This is a genomic window from Mesorhizobium sp. B2-8-5 (assembly GCF_006440675.2).
Taxonomy (GTDB): domain Bacteria; phylum Pseudomonadota; class Alphaproteobacteria; order Rhizobiales; family Rhizobiaceae; genus Mesorhizobium.
The window spans coordinates 5,010,690-5,035,345 of record NZ_CP083951.1 but is presented as its reverse complement, the minus strand read 5'-3'; the positions used below and the strand labels follow the sequence as shown (position 1 = coordinate 5,035,345).

Genomic DNA, 24,656 nt, shown 5'->3' with positions numbered 1-24,656 from the left:
GCTTGGCGAGGACCTTGCGAGAGGGAAGCAAAGCAGCGCCTCAGCTTGGCGGCATCGCTCCCAACGGCTCACATATCGATCATCGACCTTTTCACCCGCCCGATGATGGTGATCGCGCCCTCCAGCTCCGGCGGCGGGATATCCATATAGGACGCCGGCTGGAACGGCGGGTTGTCGTTCGGGCGGTAGCGCTTGTAGGTGGCGCGTCCCGTCTCGTCCGAGATCACGTAGCAGCCATTGGTCACCAGCCGCTTGTCGCGCAAATTGACGAAGATGATCGAATCCGGCGGCGAGATCTTGTTCATCGACGGACCGTCGACGCGCAGCGCGATCCATTCGCCCTCCTCGAGGTCGGCGGTGGGGATGGTCGGATAGTCGGAGAGGTTGACCACGCTGTCCTGGCTGCCGAGCTCGCCGGCGCTGATCCACGACACGATCGGCACGTCGACGGTGACGGGCGAGGGCATGAGGCTGACGGGCGCCGCTTCCGCGCCATCGGCATTGAACAGGAGCCAGCCGGGGTCGACGCCGAACAGCCGGCCGTATTTCTCCGCCGCTTTCCGGGACAATGGCCGATTGCCGTTCTCATGGCTGATCAGCGTGTTCTTGTTGATGTCGCGCAAGGCCCGCGCCGCATCGCTGGGCGAAGCATAGCCGGCCTGGGCGCGCGCCTGCTGCAATCTGTGCCGGGAATCCATCATCGTACAAAATGCCTGAAAATAATCGTCCAAAGTGTACGATTATGCTTGCGCGTCATTCGTACATAACGTACGCTTAGCGCATGATCGTACATTCCGCAAGCTCTTCCGCATCGCCCGCCGGCGGATCCGCCCAGCCCGCCGGCATTCCGGAGCTTATTGATTCCTGGCAGAGCATCGGCGCCTTCGCCGCCGACGTCGGCTGCGGCTACGAGGCGGCGCGGCAGATGCGCCGGCGCGGCCGCATCGCGCCGCAGCACTGGCCGCATGTGATGGCGGCAAGCCGCAGGCACGGCATCGCCGGCGTCAGCTACGAATCGCTGGCCGGCCGCGCCGCGGCCGCCATGCAAGGGGAGGCGGCATGAACGCGCCTCCCTCGATCCATGAATTCCAATCGCCCGGACCGTCCTCCTCCCCGGTCCGGGCGCTTTCCGGGGCGCTTGCCCCGGATCCGGTCGAACCGCCCGCACCCCGGTTCACCGGAGCGGCCGGAGCCGTTCCTCCCCCGGCTCCGGCCGCCACTTGTGGCGGCGCATCCTGCATCCGCACCGAGGACGGAACCGTCATCCTGTTCGACCGGGCGACGGGCCTTGCGGTGTCGGGCCTGACCCGCGCCGCGGCCGAGGCAGCGCTGCTTCGGCTGACCAGCACCGCCTGACTTCAACCGATCGCTGACCTGACCGCGGCCTCGCGGCCGAACCCTGGCGCTCGTCCGCGCCTTCGACAAGCAAATGGAATGAGAAGAATGGCCGCCGCCTACACGCAAAAGGAAATCGACGAGATCGCCACCTGGCTGAAGGAGGGGCTTTCGGCCTCGCGCATCGCCGGCCGCTTCAGCGCCCTGCGCGGCGCTCCGGTCTCGCGCAACGCCATCATCGGCATCGTCCACCGCAACACGGGCCTGAGCGCCATCGGCTTCGCCAATCCCAAGGGCGGCCGCGCCGGCGGCCGGCCGAGGAAGCATGCCGCACGGCCGGATCGCCCCGGCCGGCGCGCCAGGGTGGCCGCTGGAGGCGTGACGCTCTCCGAACCTGCAGCGCTTGCCAGATATGCCGAGCTTGTAGAAGGCGCCGGCGCTGAAGCGCTTGATCTCCGCCTAACTGGGGGCGATGCCCAGTCCACCCTCCGCAGCCGCAGCGCAGCTGCTGCGGAGGACGGGCGGGACAGAGGGGAGCGCTGTCCGGCCGACCTCTCAGCCTGTGGCATCACCACACAAACGGACGCCGTCACCGCCCGCGCTCCCAAGCCAAAGAAATCCAAACCCCGCAAACCCGCGCGCATGCTTCCGCCCGCCTGGCTCACCCCCGGCGGGCGCGAGAAATCCGAAGCGCAGCGCTACAAGCTGCCCGCGCCGCCGCCGCCGGTAAACCCCGGACGCCAGCCGCATGTCGCGGCGATGCGTTTCCTCGACTGCCTGTTCGGCCGCTGCCGCGCGCCGCTCGACTTGGCGCTGCGCGAAACGCCGGAAGACGATCCCGCCGGCGCGCGCCCGGCACCGGACATGCTGTGCTGCGGTTTGCGCACCGCGGGCACGCGAAGCTACTGCGCGCATCACCATGCCAGGTTCCACGGCCATCGCGGGAGGGGGATGTGAGAGGCGAGGCGTATGCGCGCTTGTGTTCCTCGCCCCCGCCGATAGCGGGGGAGAGGTGTCCGCGAAGCGGACGGGGATAGCGCCGACGACGGTAGGACGAAACGCCGCGCGGCGAGAACCCGCTGTCGAGCTTGGCGCTCCACGAAAAACCCCTCTCCGTCGCGGCTTCGCCGCGCCACCTCTCCCCACTTCGTGGGGCGAGGAACCTTGATCCATGCGCGAAGGAACTCAGCCTCTCCCGTTGGCCATCCACCCCGCCACCCACAAAGGACCGCTCCATGCCCCGCAAAGCCGCCAAGAAACCGCAACCCCCGAAACTCCCCAAAGGCGAGGCCGAGCAGGTGCGCATCCGCCGCGAGGTCGGCCACGACTTCGCGCTGAAGACTGACTCCTTCGGCCGCCAGCGCCTCACCACCGGCACTGCGGAGGCGCGGCGCGTCTATGAGGTGTCGAACGGCGGCTACACCTCCACCGGCGGCGTCGTGCGCCTGCGCAATGTCGACCCGCTGGTGGGCATCACCTCGCTCAGCCGGCAGCAGCGTGAGGCAGGAGGGCGCTTCCGCGACGACTTCGAGCGCAGCCAGCGCGAGGGCCTGCAGCCGCAATCCTGGAGCGAGCGCGTCGACGGCGGCCGGATTGGCGGCGGCGTCCCCGACCGCGTGCTGTCAAACGGCCGGGCGCATGCCCACGCTGCCGCTGCGCTCGCCCATTGGGAGGTGGCGGACGTGGTGCGCAAGATCTGCCTCGAAGGCCAGTCGGTGAAGGCCATCGCCGAACGCACAGGCGAAGGGCGCGACGTGGTGGTCAAGCTGCTGAAGGTCGGGCTGGACCTGCTCGCGGTGCACTACGGGATGATAGGGCGGAAGGCGGGGTGAATATTGAGCATCATCTTTACTGAGGAATAACTACAGAGCTACATTGCTGCTGCTGAATTGGCGCGGGACAGCTGTACATATCGTGCGCAAGCATCATGAGACGCTTGGATTGACCAATGAAACATCCCGACGGCACCCTTGCCAGACTTGGCGACAAAGTCCTCGTCTGGGAAGGGAACGAAGGCGTCGTGATCCGCTCCATGGATACTGACGAATATTTCGAGCAGTACCCCAAGGAAGCCTTCGGCTATCTGGAACAAGGGATCATGGTCCTGTCCGAAAAGGCGGGGCTGATCCACTACGTGAAGCCCGAGGAGGGAATGCAGCTGATCGAGTGGAAGAAGTAACGCCCGCCGAAGCAATTTCAGGCACAACCGCTTTGCATCCCAAGATCACTGACGTTCGGCGCCGCCCCTCATCCGCCCTTCGGGCACCTTCTCCCCGTAAACGGGGCGAAGGAAGAGGCGCGGCGCCGGCGACAGCCTCTTTCTCGCCGTTCACGGGGAGAAATGCCCGGCGGGGCAGCGCTGACCGAACGCTTCTCAAGCTCCAGTCTTGTCTGTCTTCGTTGGCTCCTCGCCACCCTCGGGCTTCACCTCCCACCCAAACACACTCCGTCCCCCCAGCAAATGCGACTGGTCCATCTCGCCGGCGACGATCTCCTTCAAGCTCGGCCCCGTCACGTAGCGCTCCATCCGGCGTGACTCGCCGTCCAGCCGCCTGAGCGCCTCCAGTTCCTCGGTTCGTCCGAGCTTTGCCTTGCCCACCGCCGATTTCAGCACGCCGATCGTCTCGTCATAGACCTTCAGCGGCACGGGGAAGGGCTGGCGGTCCTTGCCGCCATGGGCGAGGGAGAAGCGGGCCGGGTCGGAGAAGCGAAAGGGTGCGCCATGCACCACTTCCGAGACCATGGCCAGCGCCCGCACCGTGCGCGGGCCGACACCGGGAACCAGCAGCAAATCAGGAAAATCCTTCGGGCCGCTTTCAATGGCTGAGGCGATGTTGCCGTGCAGGCGGCGCATGACGATGTCGCTCTCGCGCACGTCGTGATGCGCGGGCATGACGAGGTTGGGCAGCAGCGGCTGCGCGGCGGGCTCAGGTTCGGGCCGCGGTTCCAGCAGGGCAAGCTCGGTGAGGATCTTTTCCGGGCTCATGGTCTTGAGCAGCTCGATCTGGCCGCCGCGGGCTTTTTCGGCGCGACGGTCGGTGAGGTTGACGATCTGCCCTTGGGCCTCGCCCTCGATCGCCGCATGCGGCTGGTCGACGAAGCTGGTCAGCCCTTCCGACAGCCAGTGATAGCGGCGCGCCTGGCGGGCGTCGCCGTTCATGCCTTGCTGCACCACCACCCAGCGCCCGTCATCGGTGACGATGAAGCCGTGCAGATAAAGGTCGTAGCCGTCCTGCACGGCGGCGCTGTCCACCTTGGCGACGAGCCGGCTGACGGTGGCCAAAGCCTCACCGTTCAGCCCGACACGGTCGCCGATGGCCAGCAGCTCGCCGGGCGTCTTGCGCGAATGCGCGCCGCGCCCGCCGCAGACATGGATGCCGAGCTCGTTGCTGAGCGGATTTAGCCCCCGCTTCAGCGCGCCGATGACCGAGGTGGTGATACCGGAAGAATGCCAGTCCATACCCATCACGGCCCCAAAAGACTGGAACCAGAAGGGATGCGCAAGGCGCCGCAAAAGCTCGTCGCGGCCGTAATGGTGGATGATCGCTTCGCACAGCACGGCGCCGAGCTTCGTCATGCGCTCGCCCAGCCATTTCGGAACCTGCCCGCCATGCAGCGGCAGGTCGGCGCTGCCGCTTCGCTGCGTCACCTTTCGTTCTCCCTGGAACCGGCAGGGGAATCGCATATGGCGTTTTTTGGGTTGAGTTTAGGCTGAGAAAGGATTCTTTGGAGAGGCAGTTGAGCGAAGGAGCGACTGCCATTTCCTGCCTTGAGAGCTACTTTGGCGCGGTGCCTGATCCCCGCGCGCCCAACGCCACGCACCGGCTTGGCGACCTGATCGTGATGATGATCGCGGCAAGCCTGTGCGGTGCCAGTAATGCGACGGAATTTGCCTTGTTCGCACAGGAGCGCAAGCAAGCGCTGTCGCGGCTGATCGACTATGACGCAGCTCCCAGCCACGACACTTTCTCGCGGCTGCTGCGCCTGCTCGACCCGGAGGCCTTCGGTCGCGCTTTTGCCGCCTTTGCCGCCGCTTTCGCCCGAGCCAGCCGAGAGACGCCCGAGGTGGTATCGCTTGACGGCAAGGCTTTGCGGCGGGCCTACGAGAAGGGCTTGGCAGCCAGTCCGCCGTTGACGGTGTCGGCCTTCGCGGCCGAGACCCGGCTGTGCCTGGCGGCAGTCTCGCCGAGTGATGGTGAGAACGAAGTCGAGGCCGCGCTCAAAGTCGTCGAACTCATTGATCTTACGGGCAGATTGGTCACCGCCGACGCGCTCCACTGTCATACCCGAATGGCTGCGGCCATTACCCAAAGAGGTGGCGATTACCTGCTTGCGCTGAAGGGCAACCGGCGTCATTGGCTGCGCCGTGCCAACTTGAAACTGGCCGACGCGACCCCTTCCATTGCCGAGCGGACCGAGACCAGCCACGGCCGCAACGAATGGCGGCAAGCCGAGATCGTGGCGGCGGCCGAGCCGCTGATGCCTGGCCACCTGGCCTTCATCCGCATCACCAGCCGACGCGATCAGGCCAAGCCGTTGATGCGCCTGTTCATGGCCTCCACGCTCATGTCGCCTCAGCAGGCGCTCGACCTCACTAGAGCTCATTGGCAGATCGAGAACGGCCTGCATTGGATGCTCGATGTCCATCTTGATGAGGATCTCAGCCGGGCCCGCAAGGACAATGCTCCCGCCAACACAGCCCTTCTCAATCGCCTCGCTAGAAACATCCTTCAGGCCGCCGATGCTGCCAAAGTCCCCATCAGCCATCGCATCAAGAAATGCGCCTGGAACGACGACTATCTCATCAATGCAATCACTCATATGCGATAGCCCTGCTGGAACCGGCGACTTAGATGGCATTTCGGCGGAGATTTGCAAGCGGCGGATCTCCCCACAAGGGAAGATCAGCTTGTCGGTGTGCAGCCGCTGCTACCTGCGCCCGTAGAGCCTGTGATGGTGCCGGTAATGGTGCCTGTGGTGGTACCGGTGGGGATAGACGTAGTAATGTCTATGATACCGATGGTACCGGTAGTGGGGATAGCGGACCACGTAGCCGGGATAATCGTCGTAGTAGCGCGGGCCGTAGTAGCGGCCGCCGTAATCGTAGAACGGGCCGCCATAGAACGGGCCGCCGTAGAACGGATAGCCGCCAAACGGTCCGATACCGAGGCCGAAGAATCCCTGAGCGTCTGCCGGCGCGACCGTGGCCACCGCCGACGCGAGGGCGATTGCGGAGGCGAGTAGAAGCTTTTTCATGGCAACCTCCTCCTGAAGGTTCGCATCGACAACGCTTGGCGCGCCGAAAGGCTGCCAAGGAACTGGCGCGCCTGCCCGGAAAATCGCCGGGATTTGAAGTCGCACTCACCCGCCGGCGGTGGACATGGCTAACCGCAGACGCGCACCTGCCGCATGAACCGATGGTCATGACTGCGGGTTCTTACCATTTCGATCCGGCAATGGCGGCGGGCGTGTGCGGCATTCGGCGGGGCGACATAGAAGCTGTCATGGTCGTCATGCTCACCGGGGGCGTAGTTGAGATAGGGGCCGCCCCAATAAGAGCCATAGACCGGCACGGAGCCGTAGCTGTCGTAAAAATCGCCGAATGGGCCGTAGTCGAAATAACTGCCGCCGAGGAATACATTGCCTGCATCCGCAGGCATGACGGTGGTCGCAGCCGAAGCCAGGGCGAGCAGCGAGGCAAACACCAATTTGCGCATGACAAGCCTTCTCCTGAGGTTCGCCATGATAACGCGCGGCACGCCGAAAAAGTCCGGCCGCGTCGCGCAATCAGCAAGATTTGAAGGCTTTGTGAGCGCCGGGAGCCGCCCCGGGGCGGGATCGGCGATCGCGCGGGACGCCGGAGGCGGTTCCCGCGCGATCCACGTTGGCGCGCTTAGTAGCGGTTGTAGCCATTACCGCACACCCGCACTTCCTCCACCACGCGGTGGTGGCGGCGCCAGTGGGTCACCAGTTCGGTGCGGCAATGATGGCGATGATAGCGGTGATGGTAGCGCACCACATAGCCGCCATTATCGTAATCGTCATTGTAGACGTGGCGGTAGTAGCGGTGCGGATAATAGCCGCCATAATAGTCGTCATCATAGCCCGGCCCGATGCCGATACCAAGCTGAACGCCGCCGGCGCTGGCCGGCGCGATCGCGAACGCCGAGGCGATGGCGATCATCGAAGCAAGCAGAAGCTTTTTCATCGCTGCCTCCTTGAGTTTGCAGGACGCCCCTTCGGCAAGACAACGGTTTCGAGCGGTGCATGTTCCCGAAAACCGTCGGGTTGCCGCCCTTGGACAAGGCACTGGCCGCGGCGCCAGCCGCTTGGTCCGGCGCATTGCTGCCTCTCCGTAAGGCAATGAGCTCAGATATTTATTAGCGTATCTGCAACCGACCGGGCGGCGGCGCGTCGCACGCCGGCGAAATATCTCTGATCATTGCCAGGCAGCAGGGAGGCTCGATGGTGTACTGCCCGCCCGTCTGCATGGTCGGCAAGCCTTCGACCGCGACCCAGCCCGACAGATCGTCGCCTTTGGCATGGGTCGACGCGGTGACCGGCGCGCTTTCGAACAAGGCGGCGGTCACGTTGAAAACCCGCCGACCGCCGCCGGCCGGCGCGCCGGAAGCAATTGCAGGCCGCGGAGGAAGGGCGGGGCGTCCGCCAGTCGGCATGACAATGGAGAAAGAAAACTCGCCGGGCTTGCCCCTGGTGCCCAAAGCCCACACGCCCGGCGAGATTTAAGACCTGATCCCCCGATCAGGACCGGCGGGAGGACACCGGCAATCTCTTTATAGCAAGGCTGATGCCAGTCCCGAAACGGGACAGTGATGCTCAATGCCGCAAACTCTGTGCGACGCCTGTTAAGTGTTGCTAATATGCCACGGCCTATCGCCTCAGACAGCTATCGGTTCCGTAGGCATCCGTCGCCGCTTCGCCTCGCTTTGTCGCATCGCCGCGTGCACCGCATGCCGCCATCGGCTATCTCATCCCCAGCCAATTCCGGCGACCCCAGGAGCATCCGATGACCAGACCCACCATTCTCAAATTCGGCCCCGTCGAGCATGCCGAAGGCGGCGACCTGCCGGGCTGGATCGCTGTCGAAGGCTCGCCGACCATGCAGACGGCCGTGCAGCACACCACCGAGGACGGCAAGGTGATGTCCGGCACCTGGCGCGCCTCGCCCGGCACCTATCACGCCACCTACACCGACTATGAATTCGTCCACATGATCGCCGGCCGCATCATCATCACCCCCGACGGCGGCGAGCCGGTCGAGGTCGGCCCCGGCGATGCCTTCGTCGTCGAGGCGGATTTCAAGGGCACCTGGAAGATCCTCGAGCCGGTGACCAAGCATTTCGTCGTCGTGGTGGAGTAGGGGGCTGCGCTGAACCTGCTGATCTCCCCCACGAGGGAGGAGATTGACAGCTTCAGCGCCCCACCTTCGAGATCACCCTTTTCTCCACCTCCGGCTCCAGCGATTCCGCGAATGGCGTCGCCATATGGTGCTGGTCGCGGAAGGCGAGCTTGCCGTCGATGAAGACGTGGCAAATGGTGGCGCTGCAGAAGCGGTCGGTGAGGTCGACGTAAGCGGCGTTGGGAATGCTGTCGACGATGTCGCGTTCCACCGCCGCCATGGCGTCGTTGGCGGCGTAGGCGCGCGTCTGGTCGCAGCGCGAGGGCGTCTCGTCCCGCCACAGCGCCCGCGCCACGCAGGTGTCGACATTGGCGTTGTTGAACGGCACGTCGCGGATGAAGGCGACCTTGAGCCCAGCCTTGCTCAGGCTGGTGAGGGTGGAGCGCAGGCCGGCCCGCCAGTCGGCGTCCTGGCTCCGCGTGTCGCCGCTGCGGCCGGCCATTTTGCGGCCGCTGGTCAGCGCCAGCTCCGAGATGACCACCAGCGCCGGTCTCGCCTCGATGATCTCGGCGATCGCCTGCTCGCGCCAGCGGTCGCACTCGCTGTAGGGACGCTTGAGCTCGGACGACCAGACGCTGATGCGCGAGGCGCGGCAGGAATTCTTCAGCCAGGTCACCACCCGGTAGCCATTCTTCCGGCCCGCCTCGATCAGCGGCGTCGACCAATGGTCGGCATGGGAGTCGCCGAAGAGGGCGATGAGGCGCTGGCCATCGCCGAACACGCAAGGCTTCGGCGTCACGCTCTGGTAATCCTGCACGCAGCCGGCTTCGGCCCGGGCCGTCGACGGTTCGGCGGCGCTGGCGGCGATGATGCGCTGTTCCGGATCGAGGTCGTGCACGGCAAGCCTGGCACTGCCATAGGCGGCTGCGACGCCGGTGCCGGTCAGGAGGAGGGCCGGCACCAGCGCCCGCGCCGCACTGGCCATCAGCCAGCCGTTGCGACGGATCGGGTTCTCGATGAGATGATAGCTGAGAATGGAGAGCGCCAGCGTCACCGCGAGGCACAGCAGCCGCTCGGCCGGCGTCAGCTCCGGCGCCAGCATGCTGGCATAGACGATGACCGGCCAATGCCACAGATAGAGCGAATAGGAGAGCTTGCCGATCCATTGTAAGGGCGGCAGCGCCAGGGCGGCATTCACGCAATTCCATTCGGAATTGCGCGAGCCGTCCCTGGCGCCGGCCGCTCCCGCCTTGAGCAGAAGGACCGTGCCGGCAACCGGCAGAAGCGCCAGAAAGCCGGGGAAGGGAGCGTCCTCGCTGAAGGTGAGATATGCGGCCCCGATCATCGTCAGGCCGGTCAGGCTTAACGCCCGCCCCAGCAGCGGGCGCTCCTGCAACAGCCGTGCCGGCGCCATCGATACGAGGCCGCCGGCGGCAAATTCCCATGCGCGCAGCGGCGAAAAATAGAAGGCCCAGGGCTGCGACACGCTCGTCAGCCAGGCACAGGCGATGAAGGAGACGAGGCCGACGGCGCCGATCGCAATCATGATGGCGCGCTTGCCGGGCTTCATCCAGGCGGCCAGCAGCAAAAGCGCCGGCCAGGCAAGATAGAATTGCTCCTCGACCGACAGCGACCAGTAATGGATGAACGGGTTGCTCGTGGCGTCATTGGCGAAATAGTCGAACGACCAGCGGATCAGCCACAGATTGATCATATACGCCGAGGCGAACATCGCGCCCTTGGAATAAAGCGCCTGCTCCTCCGGCGACAGGATGAGCGCGCCGGCGCAGAGCGTCGCGGCGATGACGAAAAGCGCCACCGGCAGCAGGCGCCGCGCGCGCCGGGCGTAGAAGCGCAAAAGGTCGAGCCGGCCGGTCCCGGAAATCTCGGCGGCGAGATGGCGGGTGATCAGATAGCCCGAGATGACGAAGAAGATGTCGACCCCGGCAAAGCCGCCGGGCAGCGCGGTGAGGCCGAAATGGAAAGCGACGACGCCCGCCACGGCCACCGCCCGCAAGCCTTCGATGTCGGGCCGGAAATCCTGCGCAGGTGTTGACACGAATACGAACCTCACGATGCTTGTTCGTATCCCGCCTCCCTAAAGCCTCGGCCCTATGCGCCGATATCGCAATGCAACAAATCTAACGCGGTGCAACATAAGGGGAGGGCGAGGGCGGCCCTCTCGATCTCCCCCGCCATCACGCCTTCTTCAGGAACTCTGTCTTCAGCACCAGGCCCTTGACCTGCTTGGTGTTGCATTCGATCTCGCCGGGATTGCCGTTGAGCCGGATGTTCTTCACCAGCGTGCCGCGCTTGATCGTTTCCGACGTGCCCTTGACCTTGAGGTCCTTGATGAGGATCACGGAGTCGCCGTCTTTCAGCGGCGTGCCGTTGCTGTCTTTTACGATAAGGTCCGTCATGGCGGTCTTTCATCGGTTGGATGGCCTCGGCCCGCCTATCGCGCCGACCACGGCCTGGTCAAGCTGCGCTGGAACCAAGGGAGGCTCACCACCCAATCATCACTTCGGCCTCGATCTCGACCGGGAAGTTCAGGGGCAGGGCGGCAACGCCGACGGCGGTGCGGGCGTGACGGCCGATCTCAGGGCCGAAGACCTCGAGGATGAGCTCCGAAAAGCCGTTCATCACCGCCGGCGTCTCGGCGAAGCGCAATGCCGAATTGACCATGCCGTGCACGCGGCACCAGCCCGTGATCCGGTCGAGGCTGCCGAGCTCGCGTTTGAGGCTGCCGAGCATCGACAGCCCGACCTTGCGGGCCGAAGCCCGCGCCTCGCCCAGCGACACGCTCTCGCCGACCGCGCCGAACGGGCCGGCAAGCGAGCCGTCCGGCTCCTGCGGCCCGTGGCCGGAGATATAGGCGCGGTCGCCGCGCACATTCACCCAGGGAAAGGGCAGCACCATGCCCGGCGGCAGTTTCAACGGCGGTGGCAGTACGATGCCGAGCGCGGCAAGCTTTTCGTCGGCACCCGGCATGGCACGGCCTTCCTTCTCGCACAGCGCCATTGCGGCGCCGTTGCCGAGCTTTCCGGTTCGCTGGCCATTCGTCAAGAACGGCTTGGATCCGAAGAAGAATGATCTGGGGGCGACTGGTCGGAAGCCTGACCCGCGCGGATCGTGGCCTTGCATCCGCGCGGGCAGGCGCCGCCCCCGCCGGCGGCGCCAAGCCCCCAGCCGTCAGGCTGGCGGCTGTTGGTTCGGCCGTCCGGCCGCTGCTTTCCCCGCCGATCCCAGATGATGAACCGGCTATGGGTCCCCGGAATGGCTACCTTTTGTCTTACGCGGTAGCGGACCAAAACCGTCGAGCACGGCTTCCGGAATTGCTCTAGAAGTGAAGGTCCAGGGGCTGCGGATAGGCTTGGCCCGGTTCGGCGCCCTTCGACGTCAGGCCGGCCGAAGGCACGATGCCGCCGGTGGCCGTCTGATCGAGCGGCTGCCGGCTCTTCTCGGCGCCGGTCTTTGTTTCGGTCAGCGGGATTTTCGTTTTGGCTTCGGCGGCTTGCGACAGCGCAAGCGCCATAATAAGCGCGGATAGAAGGATTTTCATGGCAGCTCCCTGAATTCACCCCGAAGCGACCCTAGCGCCGCTTGTCTCGTCGCGAAGGCCACGCGCGCGGAACACTGTGGAATTCTTTGGAATTCCAGTAATATTAGTGGATGGAAAACAAACGCCGCCGCCGGGAATGGAGATTGTTTGCCGGCGCGCTAGCCAGGAGCGTCGGAGAAGCTCGGCGATTCCCGCCGGAACGCCGAACTGCTTAGGCGGCGAAGAACATCGGGGACCTTTTGCATGGCGCAGCAAATCGCGCAAAAACTAAGGCTGACTTCGGCCTTGCTGGGAACGGTGACCCGCAAGGACCTGGCGGCGGCGTTCCGCGCCGTCAACCCGAACACCGCGTTCGATCTCGGCCGCGCCGACAAATGGTTGCAAGGCCGCGCGCGGCCGCGACAGATGAGCGTCTATGACGACTGGGCGAGGCTGCTCGAACTGGAGCAGTCCGGCGCCTGGATCGCCGAGAGCGAGCTACCGGCCTTCACCGCCGCCATCGCGGCCCGCCACGGCGTCGACAGCGCCGAGCTGGAGCGACGCGCCGGCATGCAGTTCGATGCCTCCTCGCATGACGAGCGCGGCGCCGGCTCCGGGCTTGCCGGAACCTATGCATGCTATTCTCGCGCCTGGTCGCCCTATTATCGCGGCCAGTTGATCAAGGGCCGCCTGTCGATCGAGGCCGGGCCAGGCGTGCATGGGCTGACGGCTACCTATGGCGAGACGTTGCCGACGGGGCACTTGCAACTCGTCGGCCCGGTGATGCCGGCAAAGCGCGGTGTCTATCTGCATCTCAAGGATGTCGGCGGCGACACGCAGTTCTTCCTGTGCCTGTTCCCGCAGACACAGCCGGTCAGCGTGCTCGGCGGCTATATGTGCGGCTCGGCCGTCATTGGTCCCGAAGCGCAGCCCTCGCTGACCCGGATACTGCTGGTGCGGCTGCGCGATGCGGCAACCGGCGCCGCGACATGGGGCGGGTACCTGCCGGCCGGCGGTTCGATTGCCGCCGACCTGGTAAGCCTCGGTATCGGCCTGGAACATCCGGAAGCGGTCGACCGGCAGCTCGACCAGTTCCTTGACGCCTACAGCGATGACGGCGCTATCCAGATTTCACCGGGAGAGTTCCGCGCCATCCTCGACGTGTTCGACCGCCATTGGCTGCAGCACTCGGGTTGACCTAACGCGGTCGTAAAGTTCCATCGGGGGGCGGCGCCGGATGTTGCCGGCAGCCACAGCCCGCACGGTTGTGGTCAGCCCTCATTGCACGTCGATCACGCGAATGTTCTTTGACGCGAATCCGGTTGGCGTTACCGCTACGCGCGTAAAAACTGGGCAAAGGGCTTCCCATGAAGAAGACTTACGAGAAGCCGGTGCTGTCGAAGCGCCAGAAGCTGTCGAGCGTCGTCGCGAACGCCTCGAATCCCGCGCCGAAACACAGGCGCACCGATCACATTGGCTGGCGAGCCGATCGGCTCGCCAGCCAAATTTACGCGCTCGCCGAATTATCCTTCCGCCAAATTTATCCTTCCGCTTGACGCGGCGGACGCCGGCCATATCTTGCTGTCCTGATTTCATCGTCGACCGGGCCGAGACAGCCGATGAAGAAGCCATATCGCAAACCGACGCTTGCCAGACGTGACAGGCTTTCGGCGGTGACCGCCGCAGTGCCATCCTCGGGCTTCACGTTCTGAGTTTCTCAGGAACGCGCCGCAGGCTTTGATCGGTTTTAAGCAAGCACTTTTAAAGCTGAAAGCTGGACCGGCCAGGAGCGGGCGGCACACTTCGAAGGTGCCCGCCCGTCCGGCGCCGCCGCCAAGCTGCTGAAACCCCGTCCGTCCCCAACAGCAACGGTCATGGCGTGACCAGTGGTTTGCGGAGTGCCATTGGCGCGGTGTCCTGTCAACGCCGCCGGCGAGCGGCCCGGGAGCGCCTTTTAGCCGCCTTTTCGTGCCCGAAGCACGCTTTGCGGTCATGCCGGGGCCAAGCCAAGAAGCCCCGAAATAGCGGAATTCCGGGCTTTTCCGATGCCCACCAGGCCGCGCCGCACATATATGCCTATCCGCTTGAATAGGCTGATTTTTCGCCGGCCGGCATGTCACTTCGACCCCGACTTTTTTTGGGTGCAATTCGGCAGTGCAGCATTCGCGCCCGGCGAAGACGGGTCTCGCCGTTGAAAACGGCATCGGACCCATTTGTGTGCCGTTTCATGATCCGCTCATGAAAGACGTGATACAATGTCGCCAACGAATGGGGGAAGTTGCGATGGCCAATCGGTTGTTCGAGGTTCTTGCCAGACGGCGGTCATGGCTGGATCGGATCGCATTGGGGCTGCTTGTCTTTCTGGCGACTCTGGTCGCCGCGCTGATGGGCGGCGCCAGCACCTGAAGCAATTCCGGGAAAAGTGCGAAGCGTTCAAAGCCACGGATCGCCTATTTCCTCTGTCCGATTGCTTTGAATTCGAAGATCGTGGGCCTGAGCCTGACCGGCCTCGGCCGCTCGGTGAGGTCGACGACGCGGACCCACCTGTCAGCGCCGGCACGCAACGTGACTTTCCGGCCAAGCGCCTTCTCAGCCGCCTCGAAAGGCGTCTTGGCTTCCGCCGAATGCACCGCGACGACGGCTCCGCCGTCTATTTCCTCGACGCGATAGGTTTTCATGCGCGCCTCCAGGGCGCCCGCCGTTTCGCTTCTCGCGCAAGCGCCTTTTATATTAGAAATGGCGAATAAAATGCAAGATTCCCACGCCCGGCCATCAGCTGATCGGGGAAGCCTGTACATTGGAGGGCGCGCTGTAGCCGCGCAGGCCGGTTCCGTTGCAGGCCCGGCAGGAAACCAGTTGTCCCGGGCAATTGTCGTGCAATGCACCCGAGGGGTAGCATGTGCCGTTCGACGCCACCTGCTTCCCGCACTCGAACACCTTGCCGGCGCCCAGGCAGCGGGGGCAGGCGAACTTCCTGAATTCGCTCAAGCGAGCCTCCGGCTGTTTCACAGGCGCCCGGGAACGCGCTGATTGCGCCGCGGGTTCCATGACAGACACGGTTTGTCCTGCGTGCGATAGTATACATTAGTTATGGCTAATATTTATAGGGATATCGCCTGCAACGCGCGGTTGGTTCCGTGGGGCCGGCGTATCAGGGCAAGGGTTCCTCGCCGTGGTGAAAGGAGGGAGAGGAAAGGCGGCACACCTCTTTCACCAGCCCGCGCAGCCAGCGATGCGCCGGATCGGCATCGAGCCTCGGGTGCCACAAGAGCGAGATCGTCAGCGCGGCGAGCTTCACCGGCAGCGTGAAGGTGAACAGGCCCTCGCGCAGGGTGCCGGTATAGCGCTCCGGCACGGTGGCGATGAGGTCGGAGCCGCGTGCCAGCGCCAGCGCCTCGGCAAAGCCGCCGACCACGGTCGTGACTTTCCGCGTCAGCTCGGCGCGTTCCAAGGCGTCGTCCACCGGGCCGCGGTCGAGGCCGCGGCGCGAGATCAATATGTGTCGGCCGGCGGCGAAGCGGGCGGCGGTGATGCGGCCTTCGCTCAAAGGATGGCCAGCGCGCGCGACGCCGACGAAGCGGTCGCGGAACAGCGCCTGCGCGCGTATCTCGGGTCCGGTCGAGCCGCCGACCACGCCGGTCTCCAGATCGACCGCGCCCCCGCGCATCGGGCCGCTGTCCTTGTCGGGCTTGGGCACGAAGCGCAATTGCACGCCCGGCGCCTCCTCGGCCACGCGGGCCAGCAGCGCCGGACCGAAATTCTCGACGAAACCATCGCTGTTGCGGAGAGTGAAACTGCGGTCGAGCCGCGCAAGCTCGAGCCGCTCGGCCGGCCGCAGCACCGCTTCAGCTTCCGTCACCAGCCGGCCGACCTCGGCGCCCAGCTCGATGGCGCGCGGCGTCGGCACCAGGCCGCGTCCGGCGCGCACCAGAAGCGGGTCGCCGGTTGTCTCGCGCAGCCTCGCCAGCGCCCGGCTCATCGCCGAGGGGCTAAGCTTCAGGCGCCGCGCGGCCTTGGCGACACTGCCTTCGGCAAGCAGCACATCCAGCGTGACGAGCAGGTTGAGATCGGGTCGCGACATGGCGCGACCATAGCATGGATCCGTCAGACGGACATGGCGTCTGATGCACTGTTCAGGTGCAAACGCTGCGTGTTCCGCCATGTCGATCGCACGCTTATCTTCCCCGGCAAGTTCAATCGACGGAGAAGATCATGGCCGACATCGCCGAAACCCGCGCCGCGCCTGGAAGCCATTCGGCGGCGGGCGCGCTGGCCAGCCTGTCGCTTGCCATGCTCGTCTCCTCGCTCGGCACCAGCATCGCCAATGTCGCGCTGCCGACGCTGAGCGTGGCCTTCGCCGCGTCCTTTGCGGCGGTGCAATGGGTGGTGCTGGCCTATCTGCTCGCTATCACCGTTCTGATCGTCATCGTCGGGCGCCTCGGCGATCTCGTCGGCCGCCGGCCGCTGCTGATTGTTGGCCTGGCGCTGTTCAGCGCCGCCTCGTTTGCCGCCGCGCTCGCGCCGTCGCTGGCCTTTCTGATCGGCGCCCGCGCCGTGCAAGGCCTGGGCGCGGCGGTGATGATGGCGCTGACGATGGCTTTCGTCGGCGAGACGGTGCCGAAGGAACGCACCGGCAGCGCCATGGGTCTGCTCGGCACCATGTCGGCGGTCGGCACGGCACTGGGGCCTTCGCTTGGCGGCGTGCTGATCGCCATTCTCGGCTGGCGCTCGATCTTCCTCGTCAACGCCGGGCTCGGCGCCGTCGCGCTGCTCGCCGCCTGGCGCTTCCTTCCAGCGGCGATGCCCGCCAGCGAAGCGGCTGGCATCGTCCGCCGAGCGATGCCAGCCGGCATCGTCCGACGAGCGACAGGTGTCCATGGCGAGGCGAGGGGTCGTTTCGATATGCTGGGCACGCTGCTGCTTGCCGCCACGCTTGCCGCCTATGCGTTGTCCATGACCATGGGGCGCGGCCATTTCGGCGGCCTGAACATCGCGCTGCTTGGCGCGGCCGCGGCTGGCGCGGTGCTGTTCGTTGTCGTTGAGGCCAAGGTGGCATCACCCCTGGTCAAGCTCGCGCTGTTGCGCGACCCGGTGCTGGCGCCGAGCCTCGCCATGAACGCGCTGGTTTCGACGGTGATGATGGCGACGCTGGTCGTCGGCCCGTTCTTCCTGTCGCGCGCCTTGGGCCTCGGCGACGCGGCAACCGGGGCCGTGCTGTCGATCGGGCCTGTCGTCTCGGCACTGTGCGGCGTCATTGCCGGGCGCGTCGTCGACCGCCTCGGCGCGGCGGCGATGGTCACCGCCGGGCTGATGCTGATGGTCGCCGGCTGCGTCGCGCTGGCCGCCCTGCCAGGCCTCTTCGGCGTTGCCGGCTACGCGGCGGCGATCATACTGCTCACTCCGGGCTACCAGCTCTTCCAGGCGGCCAACAACACAGCCGTCATGGCCGATGTCGACAGGAACGAGCGCGGCGTGGTGTCGGGCATGCTCAGCCTGTCGCGCAATCTCGGTCTCGTCACCGGCACGGCGGTGATGGGCGCGGTGTTCGCCTTCGCCGTGGGGACGGGGAACATCGCGGCGGCGCCGCCTGAGGCGGTTGCCGGCGGAATGCGGTTCACCTTCGCCGCGGCGTCGATGCTGGTGGTGGTCGCAGCGGTGATTGCGGTGGCTGGACGAAGGAGCGAGTGATCTTCCTTGGACCTCTCAAGGGAGAGATTCCAGCCTTCCGTGATCGCGTAATTTCGCCGCCGGCCGCGAAGACTATCTTTGCCTTGCGGCGGTGCCCATTCCGCCTTCGGCCGGTGCCTCGGCTACCCCAACGGACCCCATCCACTGCGGCACCGGCCCATCCTCCCACCTGATCTCGATCGAGCGCCGGAAGCGGATGGCGATGTCCGTCTTGCCCCGGAACCAAAGCGGCGGGCAGCGGTTTACCGGCGAAGGGATGATTCAGAAATTAGGAAAAGAGCAATGAAAACAGTGCTTCTTGCTGCCCTGGCGCTTTTTGTCGCCGCCCCCACCGTGGCTTCCGCGGCCGAGGCCGATATCGTCATCGGCACGCATCACAGGCATCATTACCACCACCGCCCGGCGGTCATCATCAATGAGGAAGGCCACCGCCTGCATCACCGCCATCACGGCACGGTCGCCTTCTATGACAATGGCGAACGCGGCTGGCGTCACCGCCATCACCGCCGTGACGACACCGTCGTCGTCACCGGTTCGATCGGCCACCGGCACCATCATCGTCCGGTCGTCGTCGAGGGCGGCTCCGACTACTGAGGTTCCATCGATCATCGAAGACAAATCCGGTCCGGCTGGCGCGTTATGGCGCATCAGCCGGACCGGATTTTTATGATGCGTCGGGAGGATGCAATCTCCCTACGCTGCGCTTTTCAGCACGCCGGCCTGAACCAGTGCCGCTGCTGGGTTGAGGCTGTCCACCAACCCGGTCGGGATCAGGATGGTGGCGCCTCGCTCCTTGGTCGTCTCATAGATGATGTTCATGGCGCGCAGTTGCAGCGCCGCCGGATGATCGGCATAGGTGGTGGCGGCCTCGACGAACTTGGCCGCGACTTCGGCCTCGGCTGAGCCCAGGATGACGCGCGCTTCCTTCTCCCGCTCGGCCTGTGCCTGGCGCGACATGGCGTCCTGCAGCGCCACGGGGATGGCGACGTCGCGGATCTCGACCGACATCACGGTGATGCCCCATTGGGCCGTCTTGGCGCCGATGACGTCGCGCAGATGCGCGTCGGCGGCCTGGCGGTCGGCAAGCAGCGAGGAGAGCATCGAGGAACCGATCATCTCGCGCAGCGAGGTCTGCGCCACGCGGTCGATCGCCTCGCGGTAGTTGGTGATTTCCAGCGCCGCCTGGCGCGCGTCATGGACGTGCCAGAAGATGACGGCGTCGACATTCACCGGCACGGTATCCCTGGTCAGCGCCTCCTCGGCGTTGAAGGCGGTGGTCTGGATGCGCTGGTCGATGACCGCCACGACATTGTCGAGGACCGGGACGATCATGAACAGGCCGGGACCGCGCACACCCAGCAGATTGCCGGCGCGCAGCACGACGAAGCGCTGCCAGGTGTTGGCCATCTTCAGCGAGGCGGCGATCAGCGCCGCGATGACGAAGAACGGCCCGCCCGCCCATGGCCCGGCAAGCGCGCCGACGCCGGCGCCGATGAGCGCAAAGACAGCGGTGAGGAAAAGGGTGATCGGATTCATGGATAAAGCTCCTGTGTCGCGGCCGGTGACAGGGTCGCGCGATGCCGCAACGGGCCTCGCGAGGAGCGTCGGCGGCCCGGGATGGACCGCCTGGCCGGCATTCTGGGATCGATCACGCTTGTCGCGAGGGCAATCATCGCCGGCGGAGATTTATATGGTGCGGGACGAAAGGTTTCGCCATGGGACTGGCCACCGACGCGCAACCGCATAACAACCGCAAGTGGCCGGCCTCGTCGTGCTGCACACGCAGCTTGTCACCAACGAGCGTGACCTGCTGCCCGCCGCCGTCGCCCAGCCGCCGGACTTCTGCTACGTCAAGAACACGCGCGGCCAGTCCAGGCGGACAAGGCGCTCTACGCTGCCAAGGCAGGCGGACGCGACGCCACGCGGCTGGCTGTGCCAGACGGTGGCTTCCAAGCAATTCCGCTTCCACGGAAGGCGTGAAAAGCGATGGAACGCGCGGGCGCCAGCGCGCGCTCAGGCATCAATCCGCCTCGCCGCCTGAACCCTTGCCGCACGCTGCCAGCACCTTGCCGATTGCGGCGCCTGAGCCTTTCAGCGGAAAGCTTGCCGCGCCATATTTGTCGGCGGAAACCGTCACTTCGCCCTTGCCGCGCAAGAGCGCCAGCAACGGGTCGGCGGGACCGGAGAGCTCGGCGGTGAAGTAATTGTACATCGCCTCGAGCTCGAGCTTTTTGGTCACGCTCTTGCCCCCGGCCTTGAAGGTGAAGGAGCCGCTGATGCCGGGCTCGAGCTGTCCGCCGGCGGCGCCCAGATCATAGCTCAGCACCGGTCTGTCGAAGCAGGCCAGCATCAGATGCGCATCGCCCTTCGGCCCGCCGCAGACCGACGCCGTCATCACGCTGCCGCCCTCGTCTTCTTCCATCTTGGCGGACCAGGCGCAGGAGGCGGCATGGGCGGGCGCTGCGGCCAGCAGGGTGGCCGCGATGGGAGCAGCCATGATGAATTTTGCCAATCCGTTTTGCATGGTCGCCCTCCGAGACATGTGGCGACCATACAGGACTTATGATGGCGTGGCATCCTCGGGAATGCGAAGGAAATGGCGCTTAACACCTTTCCGAAGCGCGGATTGCAGCCTCGACCTTGCCGAGCGCCGGCACCACTGCCTGGAACGCGCTCCGTGCCGCCGATGTCGGGCCGGGCTCGGTCGTCGTGCTGCTCGGCACGGGCGGCGTCTCGATCTTCACGCTGCAGCTCGCCAAGGCGGCCGGGGCCACCGTCATTACTTGGTCCTCGGACGAGAAGCTCGATCGGGCCAAGGCGCTCGGCGCCGATCACCTGATCAACTACCGCGCGACCCGACTGGGACGGCAAGCTGCTGGAGCTGATCGGTCGTCGACAAGGTGTTTTCGCAGAACGAGGCAACCGAGGCCTACACTCACATGGCCGCCGGCGGCCTGCATTTCGCAAGCTGGTGTTCGGGTTGGACTGGTAGCCGACGTTGGAGATTGGCGAAAGAGAATGGGCGACTGATCTCCCCCACGAGGGATCCCACGTGGGGGAGATTGGCGGCTTTGCCGCCGGCTCCACAGCCTGGATCCGCTTTCCGCTACGATCGACAGGGCGCCGCCGATTCGAGCTGACATTTCCGAGTATTCTTGAAATTTTCCGATCGGGTCGATGAAATTCGGGTGAGTTCTTGTCCAGAACAGCAACGGAATTGTCCTGGCATGCATAGATATTTTGCGGCTCTGGACAAGATGTGAACTGGTCCAATACGGTGCCCGTCCAAGTGAAGACGCGCGCGCAGAAAGGCCAGGTTGCTCTTGAAAAAGAACGTCTTCTCGTCGCTCGACCTGCCTGGGCATCTCGACGACCGCGCGCGCTTCGCGCTCTGGCAGGACATCCACGTCGCCGAGATATGGTCGGTCGAATATGCCATCGCGGCCAACCAGCCATTCGCGGCCGAGATCGAAGCCACGCCCGTCGGGCCGGTGGTGCTGGGGCAGATGGCCGGAACCATCCGGCATGCCAGCCGCAAGGCCCGCAACATCGCCGACGACGGCCGCGACGGCTATCTCCTCTTGATCAACCATGGCGACACCAGGCTGAGCGGCGCCCAGGCCGGCCGCGACTACAGCGTGGGCAAGGGCGAAGCCGCGCTGGTATCTGCCTCGGAGGCGCTGGAAATGAGCGGCGGCGACAGCAATGTCTGGGCCAACATCGTCGTTCCGCGCGAGATCCTGGAGAGTGCCTTCGCCCATGTCGAGGACCGGCTGGCACTGACCGTGGCGGCCGACAATGAGGCGCTCGGCATGCTCAGGCGCTATTGCAACTTCCTGGAAGCTGGTCCGGCTCTGGTGTCGCCGGACCTTGTCACCCATGCCACCGAAACGATCGTCGATCTGATCGGCCTGGTAACCGGCGCCAAGGGCGAGCCCGCCGAGCTCGCTGGCATGCGCGGCCTGCGCGCGGCAAGGCTCCAGGCAATCCTCGACAAGATCAGGGACAATTTCGCCGATCCGTCCATCTCGGCCCAGCGCGTTGCCCAGCAGTTGCGGCTCTCGCCCCGCTATGTCCATGACCTCTTGCAGGAAAGCGGGGTGAGCTTCGCCGAGCGCGTTCTCGAATTGCGCTTGCAAAGGGCCCATCGCATGCTTTCCGACAGGCGCAACGACCGTATGCGCATCAGCGAGATCGCGCTGCTGAGCGGCTTCTCAGACGTCTCCTATTTCAACCGCTGCTTCCGCCGCCGCTTCGGCTCGACGCCGAGCAGCGCCAGATAGTTCGCCGGCCAGGGCTAGCGCGTAGCAATGCTGATCTCTGTTTGCGCGAACAGGTAGGAACCCGGCCTCGCGCCGGGTTTCTTGCTTGTGCCGGAAACGAAAAAACGCCGGCCGACGTGAGCCGGGGAGGCGCCAATGCCGCGGTCGCCGGGAGTGAGCGCGCGCCTGTCGGCTGATGCCGAACTGCCACACTGGCCGGACATGCGCGGCAGCGCTTTCCGGGACAATTCCAGTGCGGTGCAGCCCAAGACGCGGGCTGCGAACAATGCAACATCGGGGCTCTTGACGTTAACTGGATCCCGCTGAGCATTTCGGCAGCGGGGTAGCGCAACACCCTGGGGGCAGCAAACAACAATGAAAACGATTCTTCTCGCTACGGCCGTTATTCTCGCATCTGTCGGCATGGCGCCCGCGGCGGACATCAATGAAACCTTGCCCATTGCCGCCGATTACCACTGGTCCGGGCTCTATGCCGGCGTTCACTTCGGTTACGCTGCCGGAAAATCCAATCTCTTCATCTCTGGCGGTGGTATTGGGGGCACCGATATTAACGCTCCTGTCGATCCGGACGGTTTCATTGGCGGCATCCATATCGGCTTCAATCAGGAGATGGCGAACCGCTTCGTGCTCGGTGTTGAGGCGGACATCGCGTACAGTAACGTCGAAGGACTGACGACCCTTGCCAATGGCGGCAGCACTATTCTTAAGAGCGAGCTCCAGTGGTCGGGGTCGGCGCGGCTGCGCGCCGGCTATGCGTTCGATCGGACGTTGCCTTACATCACTGCGGGCGTGGCCGCGGCCAAGTATGAAATTATCGGCATCACCGGCACCTCCAGTGGTGACATACCGCTCCACGACGACACCCATGTTGGCTGGACGGTTGGAGCCGGCGTCGAGCACGCCTTCACCGATAAATGGATCGCTCGGGTCGAGTACCGCTACTCCGATTTCGGCAGCAAGGCTCTCTCGATCGCATCCGGTCTTCCCACGGCGACGAGCGTCGATCTCAAGACGCACGATCTGCGGGTCGGCCTCAGCTACAAGTTCTGATCCGACAGACCGCACGAAACCCTGGCCTCGCACCGGGGTTTGCTTGTGGCGGGGGGAAAGGCGACAGGAATGAGCAGGCCGGTCGGCTGGTGGCCGGATGGCCACACTGGCGCGTCAAGTGCGGCAGCGCTTTCCAGGACAATTCCGCTGCGGTCCAGCCCAAGACGCCGGACGGCGAACAATGCAAGACCGAGCCCGGCATTCGTCCGGACCGCAGGACGCATATTCGAATTCGGGGGCTCCTAATGCATCGCTTTTCAATCATCGCTGCGTCGCTGGTCGCCACGACGTTCGCGTACGCCGCCGACGCACCGCAGCCGCTGGCCGGAGAGACGGTGGTGACGCCGCATATTTCCGGCTACGGCGAGATCTACCTGGGCGGGCTTCGCTTTACCAGCATCGGCGACACCGTGCACGCCGCAGGGGGCGCCGCCCGCGTCAACATTCCGTTCGCCCAGCGCTGGAACTTCCAGGGCGACCTCACCTATGACCGGATCTGGGACGACGATTTCGCTCATTGGGGCGGCGTTGGCGGCGCGATCCACGGATACTACCGGGACCCCGACAGATTTGCCGCCGGTGTGTTCGCGACTTATACGTCGGTGGACTTTGGCGATTTCGACGGGAAGGCGAGTTCCTGGGTGGTCGGTCCGGAAGCCCAGATCTACTTTGGCAATCTTACCCTTTACGGCCAGGCGGCCTTTGGCCGGGCAAACGAGGATTCCCTCAACTCCGACCAATGGAACGTCCGCGCCGTCGCACGCTACTTCGTCCAGGATAACCTTCGCCTGGATGCGGAACTCAGCTTCAGCAGAACGGACCAGGGGGTGAACCTGGACGTATCCGGCGGCGCTCTCCAGGCCATGTACCGGTTCAACGACACACCGTGGTCAGTGTTCGCGCGCTATCAATTGGAGCAGATGAAGATCGGTTCAACCGACCTCGGCGAGACCCACAAATACCTGGTGGGTCTGCGCGCCTCCTTCGGCAGCAAGTCGCTGTTGGAGGAGGATCGCAACGGCGCGGCCATGGACACCTACCGGCCCAACGAGGTGAAGAATTTGAGCGTGAAATGATCGGTGCCGCCTACATCGCGTGGGGTGCTGTTCCGCTGTCTTCCGGCGACAAGCACCCTCACCGGACCGGCTGAAACAGCTCCGCCAGATTGCCGGATGGATCGATCAGCAATATCTGCGATCCGCCTGGACCCGGGACGATTTCATTGCGGAAGCTGAGACTCGCCGCCCGCAACCGGTCAACCTCCTCCGCAAGATCCTCGACGATCAGATGGATGCGGTTCCAGCCTCCAGGGCCTGGCCGCTTGCCGTCGGGCATTGGCCGGCCCGCCGAACTGGTCGGACTGTTGTTGCGGGTTCTGTCATCGCCCCAGCTGTTTCGT

31 protein-coding genes and 2 pseudogenes are annotated in these 24,656 nt (G+C 65.0%); 17 read left to right on the top strand and 16 right to left on the bottom strand.

Annotated elements, in window-relative coordinates; translation table 11 throughout:
* Nucleotides 1–68: 68 nt before the first annotated feature.
* Nucleotides 69–701, bottom strand: a complete 633-nt coding sequence (locus tag FJ430_RS24805; protein ID WP_140645412.1) for a helix-turn-helix transcriptional regulator — start codon at nucleotides 699–701, stop codon at nucleotides 69–71.
* 80 nt (nucleotides 702–781) lie between these two features.
* On the opposite strand from FJ430_RS24805, the gene FJ430_RS24800 reads away from it, so the two are divergent.
* The 5 genes from FJ430_RS24800 (at nucleotide 782) to FJ430_RS24775 (ending at nucleotide 3,514) form a co-directional block, all read left to right on the top strand.
* Nucleotides 782–1,063: a hypothetical protein gene (locus FJ430_RS24800; RefSeq protein ID WP_140703615.1), complete on the top strand. Its 282-nt coding sequence runs from the start codon at nucleotides 782–784 to the stop codon at nucleotides 1,061–1,063.
* The gene (locus tag FJ430_RS24795) at nucleotides 1,060–1,356 is read left to right on the top strand and encodes a hypothetical protein (protein ID WP_140703618.1); all 297 of its coding nucleotides are present in this window, start codon (nucleotides 1,060–1,062) and stop codon (nucleotides 1,354–1,356) included. The genes FJ430_RS24800 and FJ430_RS24795 overlap by 4 nt, the downstream gene beginning before the upstream one ends.
* Nucleotides 1,357–1,443: 87 nt before the next feature.
* A complete protein-coding gene (locus FJ430_RS24785; protein WP_140703620.1) occupies nucleotides 1,444–2,292 on the top strand; it encodes a GcrA cell cycle regulator in 849 nt (282 codons plus the stop codon).
* Nucleotides 2,293–2,570: 278 nt separating this feature from the next.
* Complete coding sequence (locus FJ430_RS24780; protein WP_140703622.1) at nucleotides 2,571–3,167, top strand: DUF6456 domain-containing protein; 597 nt, start codon at nucleotides 2,571–2,573, stop codon at nucleotides 3,165–3,167.
* A gap of 116 nt (nucleotides 3,168–3,283) precedes the next feature.
* Entirely contained in the window at nucleotides 3,284–3,514 is a 231-nt protein-coding gene (locus FJ430_RS24775; protein WP_140703624.1) for a hypothetical protein, read from the top strand.
* Nucleotides 3,515–3,709: 195 nt separating this feature from the next.
* Here FJ430_RS24775 and FJ430_RS24770 read toward each other — a convergent pair whose 3' ends face one another.
* Entirely contained in the window at nucleotides 3,710–4,984 is a 1,275-nt protein-coding gene (locus FJ430_RS24770) for a DUF763 domain-containing protein (protein ID WP_140703626.1), read from the bottom strand.
* 89 nt (nucleotides 4,985–5,073) lie between these two features.
* Between FJ430_RS24770 and FJ430_RS24765 the strand changes: the two genes are divergently transcribed.
* The gene (locus tag FJ430_RS24765) at nucleotides 5,074–6,165 is read left to right on the top strand and encodes an ISAs1 family transposase (protein WP_226891885.1); all 1,092 of its coding nucleotides are present in this window, start codon (nucleotides 5,074–5,076) and stop codon (nucleotides 6,163–6,165) included.
* 99 nt (nucleotides 6,166–6,264) lie between these two features.
* On the opposite strand, the gene FJ430_RS24760 is transcribed toward FJ430_RS24765, so the two are convergent.
* The 4 genes from FJ430_RS24760 to FJ430_RS24745 all read right to left on the bottom strand — a co-directional run bounded on the left by FJ430_RS24760 (nucleotide 6,265) and on the right by FJ430_RS24745 (nucleotide 8,057).
* Nucleotides 6,265–6,591 (bottom strand): hypothetical protein, encoded by a 327-nt coding sequence (locus FJ430_RS24760; RefSeq protein WP_140645419.1) that lies wholly within the window; start codon nucleotides 6,589–6,591, stop codon nucleotides 6,265–6,267.
* A gap of 128 nt (nucleotides 6,592–6,719) precedes the next feature.
* Complete coding sequence (locus tag FJ430_RS24755) at nucleotides 6,720–7,052, bottom strand: hypothetical protein (protein ID WP_140645420.1); 333 nt, start codon at nucleotides 7,050–7,052, stop codon at nucleotides 6,720–6,722.
* 176 nt (nucleotides 7,053–7,228) lie between these two features.
* The gene (locus FJ430_RS24750) at nucleotides 7,229–7,543 is read right to left on the bottom strand and encodes a hypothetical protein (protein WP_140645421.1); all 315 of its coding nucleotides are present in this window, start codon (nucleotides 7,541–7,543) and stop codon (nucleotides 7,229–7,231) included.
* A 172-nt stretch (nucleotides 7,544–7,715) separates the two neighbouring features.
* Complete coding sequence (locus tag FJ430_RS24745; protein ID WP_140710803.1) at nucleotides 7,716–8,057, bottom strand: hypothetical protein; 342 nt, start codon at nucleotides 8,055–8,057, stop codon at nucleotides 7,716–7,718.
* 305 nt (nucleotides 8,058–8,362) lie between these two features.
* On the opposite strand from FJ430_RS24745, the gene FJ430_RS24740 reads away from it, so the two are divergent.
* The gene (locus FJ430_RS24740) at nucleotides 8,363–8,716 is read left to right on the top strand and encodes a cupin domain-containing protein (protein ID WP_140645422.1); all 354 of its coding nucleotides are present in this window, start codon (nucleotides 8,363–8,365) and stop codon (nucleotides 8,714–8,716) included.
* Nucleotides 8,717–8,768: 52 nt separating this feature from the next.
* On the opposite strand, the gene FJ430_RS24735 is transcribed toward FJ430_RS24740, so the two are convergent.
* The 4 genes from FJ430_RS24735 to FJ430_RS24720 all read right to left on the bottom strand — a co-directional run bounded on the left by FJ430_RS24735 (nucleotide 8,769) and on the right by FJ430_RS24720 (nucleotide 12,257).
* On the bottom strand, nucleotides 8,769–10,754 hold the full coding sequence (locus FJ430_RS24735) for an acyltransferase family protein (RefSeq protein ID WP_140710805.1): 1,986 nt from the start codon (nucleotides 10,752–10,754) through the stop codon (nucleotides 8,769–8,771).
* A gap of 139 nt (nucleotides 10,755–10,893) precedes the next feature.
* Complete coding sequence (locus FJ430_RS24730) at nucleotides 10,894–11,115, bottom strand: alkylphosphonate utilization protein (protein WP_140710807.1); 222 nt, start codon at nucleotides 11,113–11,115, stop codon at nucleotides 10,894–10,896.
* Nucleotides 11,116–11,200: 85 nt separating this feature from the next.
* Nucleotides 11,201–11,761, bottom strand: coding sequence for a RidA family protein (locus FJ430_RS24725; protein ID WP_413467801.1), 561 nt, complete (start codon nucleotides 11,759–11,761; stop codon nucleotides 11,201–11,203).
* A 274-nt stretch (nucleotides 11,762–12,035) separates the two neighbouring features.
* A complete protein-coding gene (locus FJ430_RS24720) occupies nucleotides 12,036–12,257 on the bottom strand; it encodes a hypothetical protein (protein ID WP_140710809.1) in 222 nt (73 codons plus the stop codon).
* A gap of 243 nt (nucleotides 12,258–12,500) precedes the next feature.
* Here FJ430_RS24720 and FJ430_RS24715 point away from each other — a divergent pair, with 243 nt between their 5' ends.
* The 3 genes from FJ430_RS24715 (at nucleotide 12,501) to FJ430_RS31650 (ending at nucleotide 14,642) form a co-directional block, all read left to right on the top strand.
* Nucleotides 12,501–13,433: a hypothetical protein gene (locus FJ430_RS24715; protein ID WP_140710811.1), complete on the top strand. Its 933-nt coding sequence runs from the start codon at nucleotides 12,501–12,503 to the stop codon at nucleotides 13,431–13,433.
* A gap of 170 nt (nucleotides 13,434–13,603) precedes the next feature.
* The gene (locus FJ430_RS24710; RefSeq protein ID WP_140710813.1) at nucleotides 13,604–13,792 is read left to right on the top strand and encodes a hypothetical protein; all 189 of its coding nucleotides are present in this window, start codon (nucleotides 13,604–13,606) and stop codon (nucleotides 13,790–13,792) included.
* A gap of 727 nt (nucleotides 13,793–14,519) precedes the next feature.
* Nucleotides 14,520–14,642, top strand: a complete 123-nt coding sequence (locus FJ430_RS31650) for a hypothetical protein (RefSeq protein ID WP_264296028.1) — start codon at nucleotides 14,520–14,522, stop codon at nucleotides 14,640–14,642.
* Nucleotides 14,643–14,686: 44 nt separating this feature from the next.
* Here the strand turns inward: FJ430_RS31650 and FJ430_RS24705 are convergent, their stop codons facing one another.
* The 3 genes from FJ430_RS24705 to FJ430_RS24695 form a co-directional block, all read right to left on the bottom strand.
* On the bottom strand, nucleotides 14,687–14,914 hold the full coding sequence (locus tag FJ430_RS24705; protein ID WP_140710815.1) for a hypothetical protein: 228 nt from the start codon (nucleotides 14,912–14,914) through the stop codon (nucleotides 14,687–14,689).
* A 94-nt stretch (nucleotides 14,915–15,008) separates the two neighbouring features.
* Nucleotides 15,009–15,224, bottom strand: a complete 216-nt coding sequence (locus FJ430_RS24700) for a hypothetical protein (protein WP_140710817.1) — start codon at nucleotides 15,222–15,224, stop codon at nucleotides 15,009–15,011.
* Between the two features lie 163 nt (nucleotides 15,225–15,387).
* Nucleotides 15,388–16,317, bottom strand: coding sequence for a LysR family transcriptional regulator (locus FJ430_RS24695; RefSeq protein ID WP_140710819.1), 930 nt, complete (start codon nucleotides 16,315–16,317; stop codon nucleotides 15,388–15,390).
* Between the two features lie 131 nt (nucleotides 16,318–16,448).
* Between FJ430_RS24695 and FJ430_RS24690 the strand changes: the two genes are divergently transcribed.
* Both FJ430_RS24690 and FJ430_RS24685 read left to right on the top strand, forming a co-directional pair.
* Nucleotides 16,449–17,924 (top strand): MFS transporter, encoded by a 1,476-nt coding sequence (locus FJ430_RS24690; RefSeq protein ID WP_140710821.1) that lies wholly within the window; start codon nucleotides 16,449–16,451, stop codon nucleotides 17,922–17,924.
* A 282-nt stretch (nucleotides 17,925–18,206) separates the two neighbouring features.
* Complete coding sequence (locus FJ430_RS24685; protein ID WP_140710823.1) at nucleotides 18,207–18,518, top strand: hypothetical protein; 312 nt, start codon at nucleotides 18,207–18,209, stop codon at nucleotides 18,516–18,518.
* A 99-nt stretch (nucleotides 18,519–18,617) separates the two neighbouring features.
* Here the strand turns inward: FJ430_RS24685 and FJ430_RS24680 are convergent, their stop codons facing one another.
* Nucleotides 18,618–19,460: a slipin family protein gene (locus FJ430_RS24680; protein WP_140710825.1), complete on the bottom strand. Its 843-nt coding sequence runs from the start codon at nucleotides 19,458–19,460 to the stop codon at nucleotides 18,618–18,620.
* Nucleotides 19,461–19,680: 220 nt separating this feature from the next.
* Between FJ430_RS24680 and FJ430_RS24675 the strand changes: the two genes are divergently transcribed.
* Nucleotides 19,681–19,965 (top strand): hypothetical protein, encoded by a 285-nt coding sequence (locus FJ430_RS24675; RefSeq protein ID WP_140710827.1) that lies wholly within the window; start codon nucleotides 19,681–19,683, stop codon nucleotides 19,963–19,965.
* Here FJ430_RS24675 and FJ430_RS24670 read toward each other — a convergent pair.
* Nucleotides 19,945–20,448 carry a hypothetical protein gene (locus FJ430_RS24670; RefSeq protein ID WP_226891884.1) on the bottom strand — a complete coding sequence of 168 codons (504 nt, stop codon included), beginning with the start codon at nucleotides 20,446–20,448 and terminating at the stop codon, nucleotides 19,945–19,947. The two genes, FJ430_RS24675 and FJ430_RS24670, sit on opposite strands and share 21 nt — an antisense overlap.
* Before the next feature lie 104 nt (nucleotides 20,449–20,552).
* Here FJ430_RS24670 and FJ430_RS31705 point away from each other — a divergent pair.
* The 4 genes and pseudogenes from FJ430_RS31705 to FJ430_RS24650 form a co-directional block, all read left to right on the top strand.
* Nucleotides 20,553–20,916: pseudogene (locus FJ430_RS31705) on the top strand (zinc-binding dehydrogenase); the annotation flags it as partial.
* A gap of 331 nt (nucleotides 20,917–21,247) precedes the next feature.
* Nucleotides 21,248–22,207, top strand: a complete 960-nt coding sequence (locus FJ430_RS24660) for an AraC family transcriptional regulator (protein WP_140652146.1) — start codon at nucleotides 21,248–21,250, stop codon at nucleotides 22,205–22,207.
* Between the two features lie 354 nt (nucleotides 22,208–22,561).
* A complete protein-coding gene (locus FJ430_RS24655; protein WP_140710829.1) occupies nucleotides 22,562–23,257 on the top strand; it encodes an outer membrane protein in 696 nt (231 codons plus the stop codon).
* A gap of 245 nt (nucleotides 23,258–23,502) precedes the next feature.
* On the top strand, nucleotides 23,503–24,333 hold the full coding sequence (locus tag FJ430_RS24650; RefSeq protein WP_140710831.1) for a hypothetical protein: 831 nt from the start codon (nucleotides 23,503–23,505) through the stop codon (nucleotides 24,331–24,333).
* A 58-nt stretch (nucleotides 24,334–24,391) separates the two neighbouring features.
* Here FJ430_RS24650 and FJ430_RS24645 read toward each other — a convergent pair.
* Nucleotides 24,392–24,622 (bottom strand): annotated as a pseudogene (locus FJ430_RS24645) (VOC family protein); the annotation flags it as partial.
* Between the last annotated feature and the right edge of the window lie 34 nt (nucleotides 24,623–24,656).